Annotated in this window: 13 protein-coding genes; 6 read left to right on the top strand and 7 right to left on the bottom strand. The window is 33.7% G+C overall.

Annotation, left to right across the window (positions count from 1 at the left end; genetic code table 11):
* Positions 1 to 17: 17 nt before the first annotated feature.
* Together J2X17_RS01450 and J2X17_RS01445 are read left to right on the top strand one after the other, a co-directional pair.
* Complete coding sequence (locus tag J2X17_RS01450; protein WP_310293989.1) at positions 18 to 1,376, top strand: sigma-54-dependent transcriptional regulator; 1,359 nt, start codon at positions 18 to 20, stop codon at positions 1,374 to 1,376.
* 124 nt (positions 1,377 to 1,500) lie between these two features.
* Positions 1,501 to 2,826 (top strand): sensor histidine kinase, encoded by a 1,326-nt coding sequence (locus tag J2X17_RS01445; protein ID WP_310293987.1) that lies wholly within the window; start codon positions 1,501 to 1,503, stop codon positions 2,824 to 2,826.
* 288 nt (positions 2,827 to 3,114) lie between these two features.
* Here J2X17_RS01445 and J2X17_RS01440 read toward each other — a convergent pair whose 3' ends face one another.
* The 5 genes from J2X17_RS01440 to J2X17_RS01420 form a co-directional block, all read right to left on the bottom strand.
* The gene (locus J2X17_RS01440) at positions 3,115 to 3,444 is read right to left on the bottom strand and encodes an MGMT family protein (protein WP_310293985.1); all 330 of its coding nucleotides are present in this window, start codon (positions 3,442 to 3,444) and stop codon (positions 3,115 to 3,117) included.
* 208 nt (positions 3,445 to 3,652) lie between these two features.
* Positions 3,653 to 4,291: a LysE family transporter gene (locus tag J2X17_RS01435; RefSeq protein ID WP_310293983.1), complete on the bottom strand. Its 639-nt coding sequence runs from the start codon at positions 4,289 to 4,291 to the stop codon at positions 3,653 to 3,655.
* A 44-nt stretch (positions 4,292 to 4,335) separates the two neighbouring features.
* Positions 4,336 to 5,013, bottom strand: coding sequence for a tRNA (guanosine(46)-N7)-methyltransferase TrmB (gene trmB, locus J2X17_RS01430; RefSeq protein ID WP_310294681.1), 678 nt, complete (start codon positions 5,011 to 5,013; stop codon positions 4,336 to 4,338).
* Between the two features lie 160 nt (positions 5,014 to 5,173).
* On the bottom strand, positions 5,174 to 6,556 hold the full coding sequence (locus J2X17_RS01425) for an ammonium transporter (protein WP_310293981.1): 1,383 nt from the start codon (positions 6,554 to 6,556) through the stop codon (positions 5,174 to 5,176).
* A gap of 263 nt (positions 6,557 to 6,819) precedes the next feature.
* Positions 6,820 to 7,311, bottom strand: a complete 492-nt coding sequence (locus tag J2X17_RS01420; RefSeq protein ID WP_310293979.1) for a nuclear transport factor 2 family protein — start codon at positions 7,309 to 7,311, stop codon at positions 6,820 to 6,822.
* A gap of 447 nt (positions 7,312 to 7,758) precedes the next feature.
* Here J2X17_RS01420 and J2X17_RS01415 point away from each other — a divergent pair, with 447 nt between their 5' ends.
* Positions 7,759 to 8,418: a hypothetical protein gene (locus J2X17_RS01415; RefSeq protein ID WP_310293978.1), complete on the top strand. Its 660-nt coding sequence runs from the start codon at positions 7,759 to 7,761 to the stop codon at positions 8,416 to 8,418.
* A 366-nt stretch (positions 8,419 to 8,784) separates the two neighbouring features.
* Here J2X17_RS01415 and J2X17_RS01410 read toward each other — a convergent pair whose 3' ends face one another.
* Together J2X17_RS01410 and J2X17_RS01405 are read right to left on the bottom strand one after the other, a co-directional pair.
* Complete coding sequence (locus J2X17_RS01410) at positions 8,785 to 9,099, bottom strand: HPF/RaiA family ribosome-associated protein (protein WP_026982687.1); 315 nt, start codon at positions 9,097 to 9,099, stop codon at positions 8,785 to 8,787.
* A 380-nt stretch (positions 9,100 to 9,479) separates the two neighbouring features.
* On the bottom strand, positions 9,480 to 9,749 hold the full coding sequence (locus J2X17_RS01405; protein WP_310293975.1) for a hypothetical protein: 270 nt from the start codon (positions 9,747 to 9,749) through the stop codon (positions 9,480 to 9,482).
* A gap of 80 nt (positions 9,750 to 9,829) precedes the next feature.
* Here J2X17_RS01405 and J2X17_RS01400 point away from each other — a divergent pair, with 80 nt between their 5' ends.
* Genes J2X17_RS01400 through J2X17_RS01390 form a run of 3 tightly spaced genes read left to right on the top strand, consistent with a single transcriptional unit; the run spans position 9,830 to position 12,906 of the window.
* The gene (locus J2X17_RS01400; protein ID WP_072970280.1) at positions 9,830 to 10,036 is read left to right on the top strand and encodes a helix-turn-helix domain-containing protein; all 207 of its coding nucleotides are present in this window, start codon (positions 9,830 to 9,832) and stop codon (positions 10,034 to 10,036) included.
* Positions 10,037 to 10,084: 48 nt separating this feature from the next.
* Positions 10,085 to 11,539: an McrB family protein gene (locus J2X17_RS01395; RefSeq protein WP_310293971.1), complete on the top strand. Its 1,455-nt coding sequence runs from the start codon at positions 10,085 to 10,087 to the stop codon at positions 11,537 to 11,539.
* Positions 11,536 to 12,906 carry a hypothetical protein gene (locus tag J2X17_RS01390; RefSeq protein WP_310293969.1) on the top strand — a complete coding sequence of 457 codons (1,371 nt, stop codon included), beginning with the start codon at positions 11,536 to 11,538 and terminating at the stop codon, positions 12,904 to 12,906. The genes J2X17_RS01395 and J2X17_RS01390 overlap by 4 nt, the downstream gene beginning before the upstream one ends.
* The last annotated feature ends 435 nt before the right edge of the window (positions 12,907 to 13,341 follow it).

The following is a 13,341-nucleotide window of genomic DNA, read 5'->3' as shown; positions in this document are numbered from 1 at the left end:
CGGACAAAAAAAGACAGATGCGAAAAAAAATAGCTCAAATATTAATTGTTGACGATCAGGAAGAAATTCTTTTTTCGGCAAAAATGATTCTCAAAAAGCATTTTGAAACCATTTTTACCACTAACAATCCAAAAAAAATCATTTCTCTTTTAAGCGAAAATGAAATAAATGTGGTTCTGTTAGACATGAATTACCGCATTGGTTTTGAAGATGGGCGAGAAGGAATTCATTGGCTGAAAGAAATCAAAACACTTTCGCCACAAACTATTGTAATTTTAATGACGGCATTTGGTAAAATTGAAACGGCTGTCGAAGGAATCAAAATTGGTGCTTTCGATTATGTTTTGAAACCCTGGCACAACGAAAAATTGCTGGAAACAATTGATAAGGCTGTGGCCGAAAGTAGAAAAAACAGTAAAAAACCAGTAGTTGATAAAACCGAAAAAAGATATTTTGTAGGGACTTCCCAAAAAATAAAACAAGCTTATTCTATTGCTGAAAGAGTTGCGAAAACCGATGCTAATGTATTGATTTTAGGTGAAAACGGAACCGGAAAATATGTTTTTGCCGAGTTTATTCATCAGCATTCAGAGCGAAAAAACCAGCCTTTTGTGCATGTCGATTTGGGTTCTTTGAGCGATAATTTATTTGAAAGCGAACTTTTTGGATATGCGAAAGGCGCTTTTACGGATGCCAAAATTGATACTCCGGGAAGATTCGAAATGGCCTCAAATGGTACTATTTTTCTGGACGAAATTGGCAATATTCCGTTGCATTTACAGGCTAAATTATTACATGTTTTACAAACCAAAACCGTAACCCGCTTGGGCGAAAGCAAACCAAGACCGTTAAATGTCCGTATTATTGCCGCAACAAATAGCGATATTAAAGCGGAAGTAAAAAATAAAACATTCCGTGAAGATTTATTGTACCGAATCAATACCATGGAAATTCATTTGCCATCCTTACGCGAACGAAAAGATGATATTGTTCCGATGGCCAATTTTATCCTCGATCAGATTGCGGAGAAATACAATCATGGTCCCGAAGCTTCGGGATGGCAATTTGAAGAAAATGCCGGTCCCTATTTAGAAAAATATCCATGGAAAGGAAATGTCCGCGAAATGGAAAACAAAATTGAACGTGCTTTGATTTTAGCTGATAATAATACAATTTCTGTACACAACTTAGATATTTTGGATTTTGAAGAAATTCAGGAAAACGACGAAAATCCGTTGTCTGAAATGGAGAAAACGGCGATAGAAAAAGCCTTATTCAAACACCACGGAAATATCAGTAAAACAGCCGAAGAATTAGGTTTGTCAAGAGCTGCTTTATATAGAAGAATTGAGAAATACGATTTGAAAAATGGTTAAAGAGCCAAGAATCAAGAATCAAGATTTTTATCTGCCAAATCTGCAGAATCTGCGAGAGAATTATATAGTCAAGTGAAGAAATCATTTTTAATCGAGTAATCTGTGGCAACAAAAAAATAAAACAATGAAGAATTGGAAGTTTTATAACGCCTTATTTGTGAGAGTCTTGTTTGTCATGACACTCTTCTTCTTTTGCGTTTTTCTGATCTATAAAATGTTTTATTACAACGCTATTTTGGTTGGGCTTTTTGCTGTTGTAATGTTATTCGAAATGTATTTTTTTGTCAAAAACAAATTGCTTTTTTATGACAGAACATTGCTTTCGATGCTTCAAAATGATTTTTCGACCAATTTTCCTGAAGAGAATAAAAAGGATAACTTTAAAAGTTTGTATCTCTTATACGACACTTTGAAAGTGCAGCAACAGGAACAGGTTTCAAAAGAATTGGTTTATAAATCTATTTTAAACAGCATTGATACCGCAACTTTAATATTAGAAAAAGAAAATGAGGCGTGGAATATCTTTTTGATGAACGATTGTTTTTCGACTTTGTTTAAAGTACCAAAAGTCAGTCATTGGAATTACCTCAAAAACTATTTGCCATCGCTTTGTAATGAAATTGAAAAATCTGATTTTGCAGAAGTAAAGTCGGCGATTTCGATTAAAATTGAAGAGCAGGATTTGCAGACTTTTATGCTGCAAACCTCATTAACAAAAACCTATAATAAAGAATATTTCATTATTTTATTGGATAGCATTCAGCGGGTTATTGAGAAAAAAGAAAAAGAAGCCTGGATTAATCTGATGAAAATTATCTCGCACGAATTAATGAATTCCTTAACGCCCATACGCGCGCTTTCCCAGAATTTACTCCAAATTGTCGATCAGGAAAAACTGGAAGAAGACGATTTCGACGATATCAAAAGCAGTATTTCGACGATTATAAACAGAAGTGATCATTTGCAGGTTTTTGTGGAGAATTACAGAAAACTGGCAATGCTTCCAACGCCAACTAAAGTGATGACACCAATCAACGCGCTTTTCGATGATTGCCTCCGAATCATGAATCCAATTTTGAAAGCAGAAAATATTGAATTGATTAATGAAATTAATAGTTCACGTTCTATTTTAATTGATAAAAACCAGATGGAGCAGGTGATTATTAATTTGATTACCAATAGTATTTATGCTTTAAAAGATAAACAGGAAAAGAAAATGTTTCTTTCAAGTTATACCGAAAACAATCGTTTCTTCATCACGATTTCGGATAACGGAAAAGGAATTGATTCTGAAATTAGAGACAAAGTTTTCTTGCCGTTTTTCACCACCAGAAAAGACGGCGCCGGAATTGGTTTAACACTTTCTAAAAACATCATTGAAGCCCACGGAGGTTATTTGAGTTATCAAACCGATGAGGATAAAACGAGTTTTGTTATTTGTTTGATTTGATTTTTTTCCACCATATAAGTGATATAAGTTCATTATGGATTGCGGATAAATCTCTCGTAAAGACGCAGTCCCGAGGCTTCGGGAGCAAAGTTTTTGTTTCACGCAGATTCTGCAGATTTAAGCAGATTTAATATATAAACAATCTGCGTACATCTGCTTAAATCTTTTAAAAATCTGCGTGAAATAATCTTTTCAATCTGTAGGAGTAAATAAAAACTTTGCGCCTTCGCGCCTTTGCGAGATTAAATGAAAAAGTGAAGTAAAACCTTAAAAATGAACTTATATCACTTATATGGTGGAAACATCCGGTGTCCAAAAGTGTTTTTCAAAATCTATAATTTGATTGTCTACGACTTCAATGCCTTCATTTTCGAGAAGCTGCTGCATTAAATTGGTTCCGTTAAAATGGTGCTTTCCTGTTAGAAGGCCTTTTCTATTGACAACGCGATGCGCTGGAACGTCATCCATATTATGACAGGCATTCATTGCCCAGCCGACCATTCGGGCAGAGCGAGCGGTTCCTAAAGCCTTTGCAATAGCGCCATAAGAAGTTACTTTTCCATACGGAATTTGTCTGGCGATCGTATAAACTCTTTCAAAAAAATTATCTTCAGCCATAAGTTTAAAATTGGTTTCACGCAGATTTTGCAGATTTGAGCAGATCAAATATAAATCTTTTTAATCCTTAATAAGTTGAATATTTTACCAAATAGAAACATTAGTTTAGTCAAAAATATCCCTTTAAATCTGCTGAAATCTGCAAAATCTGCGTGAAATATTTTTTGACCACAAAAGAGCGAATCCCTTAATCTGTGGCTAATATTTTTTATCCAAAATAGTAATTCAAAATATTAAAAAGAGTCACAACTGCAACTAGACCAGTAATACTTCCAATAATAGTATTCATGTTACGCATCAGGTAATCAGTCTTTTTTTCTATTTTTCCGAAGAAACCAATATAACTGTATAAGGCAGCAAACGAACCCAAAACGGAGCCCATTACAAAGGTGAAAATGATATTGCTTTCAAATACAAAAAGATGATAAGATGCTAAAGTAACACTCACCAAAACATAATACGGAATCGGGAAAAAGTTCAATCCTGAAAGCAGCATTCCTAAAAAGAAACGACTTTTTTTGCTGCTCTTTTTTATCTTGGATTTTTTTTTGGTTTTTGGTCCTTTGGCTATAAACAGAAAATAGATTGTTAGCATGGAAAAAATCACAAAACCAACTTCACGCAATAACGTCACGACATCCGGGCGATTGTCAATGACATGTGCGAATAAAACAGCCACATAAACCTGAAAAAAAATAACCAGAAGTGCACCCGCAACAAACCATAATGCATTCTTTCTTCCTTCTTTCAAATTTACTTTTGCTGCAGTCATGTTGATTAAACCTGGAGGAATAATTCCAATGAAAGCGGCAATAAAACCTGAAAGTAATGGAGTAATTAAGACCATTCAGTAGTTTGAGGGGTTAGTGAAATCTGTTTTTCAAAATTAAATTAGTCTTTAATTTTGAAACGAATATACGTAATTGCCTTGTTAATTTCTAAATATTGTTTTTCATAAAAAGTCTGAAAAGCAGTAACTTCTTCAGGACTTCCTTCATTTTTATATACATTATGATTCGCATATAAAACTTCATGTCCTTCACCGTGAAGCAGTCCAAGGGTGTAACCGTGCATAAATTCGCTGTCGGTTTTAAGGTTTACAACACCGTCTTTTTTAAGGATTTTTTTGTACAATTTTAAAAACTCAGAGTTTGTCATTCTGTGTTTTGTTCTTTTGTATTTGATTTGCGGATCCGGAAAAGTAATCCAGATTTCGTCTACCTCATTTTCATTAAAAATATGATCAATCAATTCGATTTGAGTTCGAATGAAAGCAACATTATGCAGTCCGTTTTCAACAGCGGTTTTAGCACCTCTCCAGAAACGGGCTCCTTTAATATCAATTCCGATAAAATTTTTGTTTGGATATCTTTCCGCTAATCCAACAGAATATTCTCCTTTTCCACATCCTAATTCTAAAACTAATGGATTGTCATTTTTAAAGAAATCAGAATTCCATTTTCCTTTCAAAGGCATTAAATCGCCTACAACTTCTTCTCTTGTTGGTTGAAAAACGTTTTGAAATGTTTCGTTTTCTCTGAATCTTTTTAGTTTATTTTTACTTCCCACTTTTACAAAAATTTTCAGCAAAATTAAGGAATATAAACGAATGAACAGGACAGAAGTGCCTAGTTTTATTTTTTGCCACAGATTTCACAGATTAAAAAGATTTTTTGATTGGATTAAATCAGTAATCTGTGTGAATCTGTGAAATCTGTGGCATATTTTTTTATCCGTAATGCGGTTCTGTGATTGCTTTTGTTTTTGGATCTAAAGTTTCATCGTGTTGTGATAAATCCAATCCGATGTGTTCCGACTCTTCTGAAACTCTTAGGGGAATAATAAAGTTGGTTACTTTGAATAAGAAATACGCTCCGAAGAAAGTAAAAATGGAAACCAATACCAACGCCATCATGTGATGCCCAAATACGCTCCAGCCACCGTGTAACAAACTGGCATTTTCGCCGTGAGCAAAAATTGCGGTCAGAATCATTCCCATAATTCCACCAACACCATGACAGGCAAAAACATCAAGTGTATCATCAAATCGTCTTGAAAAACGACAGTTCACCGCTGAGTTTGAAACCAGAGCTGTTACAAATCCGAAAAACATACTTTCAGGGACAGATACAAATCCGGCAGCAGGCGTAATAGCTACCAAACCCACAACAGCTCCAATACAAGCTCCTAACGCCGAAACTTTTCTGCCATTTACCCGGTCAAAGAAAATCCAGGTTAACATGGCTGCCGCCGATGAAGTTGTTGTTGTTGCAAAAGCCATCGCAGCAGTTCCGTTGGCAGCAAGAGCAGAACCAGCATTGAATCCGAACCAGCCAAACCATAACATTCCGGTTCCTAATAATACAAACGGAATATTAGTTGGAATATGATGACTATTTTTTCTTTTTCCTAAAACCAGAACTCCAGCCAAAGCGGCGAATCCTGAACTCATGTGCACAACAGTTCCTCCGGCGAAATCTTTTACGCCAAAATAACTTCCTAAAACCCCTGTCGGATACCAAACGGCGTGACAAAGCGGTGCATATATAAAAATCGTAAATAAACTAATGAAAATCAGATAAGAAATAAAGCGAACGCGCTCTGCAAATGAACCTGTAATAATCGCCGGAGCAATGATGGCAAATTTCATTTGGAACAAAGCAAAAAGCATAAACGGAATCGTGCTGGCTAATTTTTTATGCGGCAATACACCCACATAATCCATAAAAGCAAAAGTAGTCGGATTTCCGAAGAAGCTGTAAAAGTGTTTACCAGATCCAAAACCGACAGGATCACCAAACGCTAAACTAAAACCAACAACAACCCATAAAAGTGTAACAACACCCAAACAAATGAAACTTTGCAGCATGGTCGAAATTACATTTTTCTTGCCTACCATTCCGCCATAGAAAAACGATAATCCCGGAGTCATGATCAAAACGAGACAGCATGAAGTTAACATCCAGGCAACGTCGGCAGGAACAATATGATCTGTAGTGCCAAATTCTGATAATACGTAACTATTTTGAGTAACTGTTGGCCAAATGGCACCTGTAATACAAACTAAACTTATTATAATAAAGGAAATGATCCAGCGTCTTTCTATTTTCATTCTTCAAATACTTTATTGAACCCTATTTTTTTTGGGGTCAAAGTTAAAAAAAAATAAAGATTTAGATTTTGAGGGCTGTTAAAATAGAGGCTAGTGTTTTATTTTAGTCAATTTTATAAAATCAACCCCGTTTTTTTGACAGAATTACATTTATAAGTAATAAATGAGAGTTCTAATTGTCAAATTTATCATAAAAGAATTGATACTCTGATTGCTAAAGTGCTATAAAAGTTAGGTTTATAATAAGAAAGTTAGAAATTGTTTTATTTTTTTTGAAGTTTGTTAATCAAAACATCCTCGATTGGCGCTTTTAGTTTAATTGCGGCTTCAACTTCGTCATTCGGAATAGTCATCGATAAAACATATTGCTGAATTTTCCATTCTTTTCCTACTTTAACCAAAACTCCTGATCCACGACAGATTCTCATTTGCGTATTTAGCAATTCGTCAAACCAAGCGACATTTCCGGTTTTATCAAAAAAGATATGGCGCTCTAATGAAGTGAAATTCCATGTTTTTCCACTTTTGAAAAATGGTTCAGCCCAAGTCTGAAAATCAGATTTAACCCAGTTTTCATTGGCATCTGTCCCAATGAAAACGGCATCTTCGGTCATTGCGTTAAAATAGTCTTCAAATTTCACTTCGGCAGCAGCTTTATGCCATGCGTCTAACGTTTTATTGATTTTTTCTTTTTCTGCCTTTTGAGCATTCGCAAAAACGGTCACAAATAATAAAAGTAGTATTGATTTTTTCATGAGTTAGGTTATTTTAGTTAAAGGTAAGAATCAATTGGTAAATGATAAAAGTTTCACGAAGATTTTGCAGATTTAGGCAGATTTTTAATGATTTTATCTAACCTTAATTTATAAATAATCTGCGCAGATCTGCTTAAATCTTTTTAAAATCTGCGTGAAACAAAAACACTGGTCCCGATAACTATCGAAAGCGGAGCGGGAAAGTTTTATTTTTAGCCACAGATTAAAAGATTCACACAGATTTAATTTATAAATGATCTGCGCAGATCTGCTTAAATCTTTTTAAAATCTGCGTGAAACAAAACTTTGCTCCCGAAGCCTCGGGACTGCGCCTTTGCGCGATTAAATGACAAAGTAAATCACGGTAAAACTTAATATGAACTTATATAACTTATATGGTGTAATTTTAAAAAAAGAGTATATTTGAATGCTTTAAAATACCACATCATGAATCCGAAAATCTTTATCAGTTCGATTGTTATTAGTTCGTTAGTTTTTACTTCTTGTAAAAAAGAATTAGAGCCTCAGGAAAACACGCCAACATCAGAATTGGTAAAATTAGGATTAGCGAAAGATACAGCAAAAGTCAAATCGGTAGTTGAGGCGCCACAGCCACAAACCAATCCGAATTCTGTTTTAAGTGAAACCAAAGGATTGAATCCGGCGCATGGACAACCAGGACATCGTTGTGATATTGCGGTTGGCGCACCATTGAATTCGGCTCCGGCACAAACACAAGTACAACAAACACAAACAATACAAGCAAATCCGAGTAAGCAGAATGTAGTTACGACGACAACTGTTGCCGCTCCGGTAAAAGTGGGAAAAGGAATGAATCCGTCGCACGGTCAGCCAGGGCACAGATGTGATATTCCGGTTGGAGCTCCTTTAAATTCTCCGGTTGCAAAACCAGTTGCTGCAACGCCAACGCAAAGTGGAAGCTCCACACAAAGTTTTACCGTTACACCACCACCAGCAAATACAAATGCAGTTCCGGCTTTATTAAGTACCGAAGCGCCAAAAGTTGCTGAAGGAATGAATCCGGCACACGGACAACCGGGACATCGTTGCGATATTGCAGTAGGTGCACCCTTACCAAAAACTTAAATTAGTCGAAAGTCGAAGGTCAAAAGTCCAAAGTAAAAACCATATAACTGATATAAGTTCATTTAAATTGGAGTGTTTTGCTTTGCGCTAAATTTTTTCACCATATAAGTGATGTAAGTTCATTTAATTGGAATGTTTACTTTGCGCTAAATTTTTAAATAACAAAGGTCATATAAGTATTCAACTTAAATTTCACTAAAAGTCGCGAAGCCGCAAAGAAATTAAAACTTTGCGGCTTCGCGACTTTGCGTGAGAACAGGCACCAATAAGCACTTTATATGTACTTATATAGTAAAAAAAATAAGCACAAAGTTATTAAATGAACTTACATCACTTATATGGTAAAAAAAACCGTCTGCTATATATCTAAAAAGTTTTTTGTTTTTCGAAAGTAGTTGTTAATGTTTTTTTGGCTTTAGCCAAAGCGCCACTAAAAGCTTTTTCAAGTGTATCTGAGTGTTCTGTAACGGTTATGGGTTGTAGTTTAGCTGTACGCACTTCGATTACACACTTCTTATCGTTTAAACTGAATTTCTCGCCGTTTTCATCACCAAAATGTACTTCAACGCGGGTTATTTTTTCTTCAAAACGTGTTAGCCCTTTTTCTAATTCTCCAGAGAAATACGCTTCTAATCTTTCGTGTCCTTCGATGTTTTTGTCGGTATTGATTTGAATTTTCATATCGGTTTATATTTAATGATTGTTTCTCAAAGCTATCTTTTTTAAGATGAAAAGCCAAGTGAGTTAAGGAAACATTATGAAATTTTGAGCGCTTTTTTTGTCATTCCGATCCCGAGGCTTCGGGAGAGGAATCCCCGCAAGTAGCTCGACAATCAAAAGTAAATTAAAAGTAATTGTCTCTATTCAGATTTTTTTAATTTTAAATTTAGTTATGTGATCACAAACGTCGCATTTTACAAAACTATTATCGTCGACAAACATATCTATTTCAATTTCGTAATCACAAAGAGGACAATTGTAAATAATATCTGTAAGTTTTATGGGTGGATTAAGTACAGTTGGAATTTCTAAGATTGAATATTCTTTCATATTTTTTTAAATTAACCAAATTGTATATAATCATATATAAAATCGTTGATTTCTTCTCCTTCAGAATCAAACTTTAAAACAATCCTAGAGCATAAATTGTCCACCCAATTTTCAATTCCTTCTAAAGAATTAAAGTTGTTTAGAAAAGACAAAAGCTTATTTTGATTTGTAAAATCATCTATAAACATAAGAATGTCTTCTTTAAAGCTATCTGCATAATTTTCATTTGGTTGCGATAAGTAATTTTCTAAATGTTGAATTTTTTTATTTAAGCTTAACATAGGAATTTTATTTCAAAGATAAATAAAAACCCGACTATACTCCGTTGTTTTAGAGTCTACATTTTGCAACTTTTGTTAACATGGATATTAAGCAAAAATTTGGACTTAAAATTAAAGAGCTTAGAAAACTCAAAGGACTGTCTCAAGAAAAGCTAGCCAATTTAGCAGAGATAGATCGAACCTATCTGCCAACGATTGAAAAAGGTGAAAGAAATGTTTCTATTGAAGTTGTTGAAAGATTAGCGAATGCTTTAGAAGTTAAGATAAAAGACTTATTCGATGAATAATATTAATAAAGATTTGCATAATTGTAATATGATACTTCAATAGAAAATATGAGCGAAAAAAAAACAAGTATTGAAAATATAAGAGCTTTCATCAAGCAAAAAGCTGAGGAATTTGGAGCAAATAATGGTAAAGAATTTAATAAATCCTATATCGAGAGAAATAATACTGGTTCAGATTCTCTTAAAGATAAAGGAGCTTATTTTGGGTTTATTCACCCAGAGGAAGAATCTGGAGGGCCATTCCATGATTTTTCATTAACTATTTTTCCATGTATTGAAGATAAACCTTGGTTAGTTTGCTTAGGTATTGGGTCAAGCGGTTTCAAAAATGATTACGAGCTTGCCAACTATCCTGGCGTCAGAAGACTTTTTTCGAAACTTATTAATGATAAAGGTTTTTGTAAATTAGACTTTGCAGATATAGAAACTCCTTTGCCAAAAACGATTGCTAATAGTGAAGATCTAGAGCAAATAAAGAACACAATAAAGACCTACACAAAAGTTTTACCTGTTTGCCAAATTGTTGAAAATCCTGAAAGTGAAGAAGGAAAGAAAATAATAACTGCATTTGTTGCTGGTTATGCGAAACTTCGAAATTGGCCATCCAATAAGGATCAGCGTAAAGCAATTTTAGATGCATTAAAACCTTTTTTTAAAGAAGAGAAAATAGACGAAGTTGAAGAAATTAAAAATCTTCTTAGTGATAGAAAATACGTTGTTCTTCAAGGATCTCCCGGAACCGGAAAAACTAGAACGGCGAAGGAAGTTGCAGAAAAAATAAAAGCAAAAACATTTTTCACTCAATTTCACGCAGAAACAAGCTTTTCTGATTTCATATTTGGTATCCGACCAGATTTGAATAGTAATCAACTTCTCTATAAAGAAAATTTAGGAATTTTCACTAAAGCCTTGAAGTATGCAAAAGAAAATAGTAATGAAAAAATAATTTTAATAATTGACGAGATTAACAGAGCAAATCTTTCTAATGTTTTGGGGCCTATTTTTTATTTGTTTGAACATAAAATGGACACTTGGGATGTTGAAATAGAGATTTCGCCGGACTTTAAAATTAATAGATTGCCAGATAATTTTCACGTAATCGCGACTATGAATACGGCCGATAGAAGTTTGTCTGTAGTAGATTTTGCATTGAGAAGAAGATTTGCATGGTATGATTTAAAGCCAACACCTATTAACGGGAAAAAGAAAAATTTGGCAAATGTGAGTGTGTCTGAAATAAATAATTCTGAAGAATATTTCTTTCTTGAAGATTTCTCGAAAATTAATGAAATTTTTGATTGGTATGCTTCTAGTAATGAGCTTTCATTACAACCCGGACAAGGCTACTTTATTGCAAAAAGTGAAGAGGAAATGAAAAGCAGGATTCAATATGAAATATTTCCATTGATAAAAGAATATTTGCAAGAAGGATTGGTTAGAACTGCCAAAGAAGAATTTAATAATTATTTTGCTTCACGTATAAATCAATCACTTTTTGAATGAGTAAGCCAATAGATGTTTTTTTTGAGATGCCATGCTTAACTGAACAATCCAGACAGTTAAGTGGGATTTATTTGCAAAAAAAATGGTTCAAATCGGTAGATCCAAGAGTTATAGGGCAAAATCTTCAAAAGTTTATAGAATACAATTTAGCTCAATTTAAATTTTTAGGTATTCAGCCATTTCTAATTGGTACGGACAAAAATATTGCATTAGTTTTCCGATCATCGGGTTTCATTGGAACTGTTCCGTTAAGAGCCTCTGACACAGGTAAACAAATTGGTGATTTTGTAGTAATGCCAAGATTTACTGGTCGTGATCGTTTTGAAGATTACATTGAAATTTTAAACTTACTTGGTGCAGAAATAAGCCCAGAAATTATTGATAGCTTACCTCTTGCTTCAGGTAAAAATTTTAGACCACCATTGTATTTAGAAGCAGTAAAATTCATCTCCTCTCTTGAACTATTATTGTCGAAGTCTTGGTGTAAATTTGATAATGTTGAAAAAATATCAAATCAACCAAATGGTCAAATAAATTGGAAGAAATACATCAACAATGAATTCAAAATTGAAAATCGGTTAAAGTTTCCTGTCCGAAAAAATATATTAAGCGAATTTCATAGTGAGTATGCAGAAGTACGTTATGTATTTGGCATTTGTAAAGGCGAGTTACTTTCTTCAAATACTCCTCAAAGAATTAAAAATACAATGAGAGCAAAGTTAAATTTCATTGAAGAAAAATTGTATTATCACAAACCAAAAATAACGAATAACATTACAGTTAAAACATCTGATAATGTAATTGTAAAATCTTGCAAAGAACAAGCTAATAAGATATTAAACTTTAATTTAATTGATTCTACTGCTTGGAGAGTGGATTTTTGTGATGTTTTTGAAAAATTTGTTCAATATATTTTCAGAGAAGTTACTAAAGAAACTGGCGGTAGATTATTTTCAAATTTTAAATTTCATTCTAAAACTTCTAAACACTATTCTTGGGAATTAAAACATATTGAACCGGATGCTATTTATCAAAAGGAAAATCTGATGGTGTTCATCGATGCTAAATATAAATCAAATCTGTATAATAAGTCTAGCAATAGTGAAACTCTTAAAGATGATTATAGACATGATTTACATCAGATCATGGCTTATTCTTCATTTGGTAAAACAGATTTGAAGTTTGGTTTTCTTTGCTATCCATCTGACCAATTAGAAATAAAAAAAATAAAGTATAAAAATACAATTAATGAAGTTACCAGTTTGATTTTTGTATTAGGAATACCATTAAAAAAAGATTGTATAATTGAAGCAAAACGTTTACTTATAAAAGAACTTAGTAGAATAGAAAGTATGCTAGAAATCTGATTTTCTAAAACTTTCTACTGAAACCAAGTCCCCTAGCCCTGATAGAAGCGGTATCCTTTTTAGGCTATCGGAAATATTTTGTTTACCGTAAATTATCTGCCTAAAAAGATACAAGTGGATAGCAGGAAATAGCTCCTAATGAAAAAGAAATTCCAAAATTCCAAAATTTGAAAATTCCAAATTCCAACTCTTATTTTGTGTAGACTTTGGTGACAATCTTTGTCGAGTTTCTTGCGAGGATTTCTCCTTCGTCGAAATGACAAACTGGGTTGTTTGTTGTGTGCTATAGTGCCAATTTTTGTCGAGTTTCTTGCGGGGATTCCTCGTTCCTCGGAATGACAAACTGTGTGTTTATACTCGGGTGAAATGACAAACTTGATTATACTATAGTGCTAATCTTTGTCGAGTTTCTTGTGTGGCTCTTCGACTTCGCTC

This window comes from Flavobacterium aquidurense, from assembly GCF_031458035.1.
Taxonomy (GTDB): Bacteria; Bacteroidota; Bacteroidia; order Flavobacteriales; family Flavobacteriaceae; genus Flavobacterium; species Flavobacterium aquidurense_C.
The sequence above is the reverse complement of the archived record's forward strand: the minus strand, read 5'-3'. Positions and strand labels throughout refer to the sequence as shown.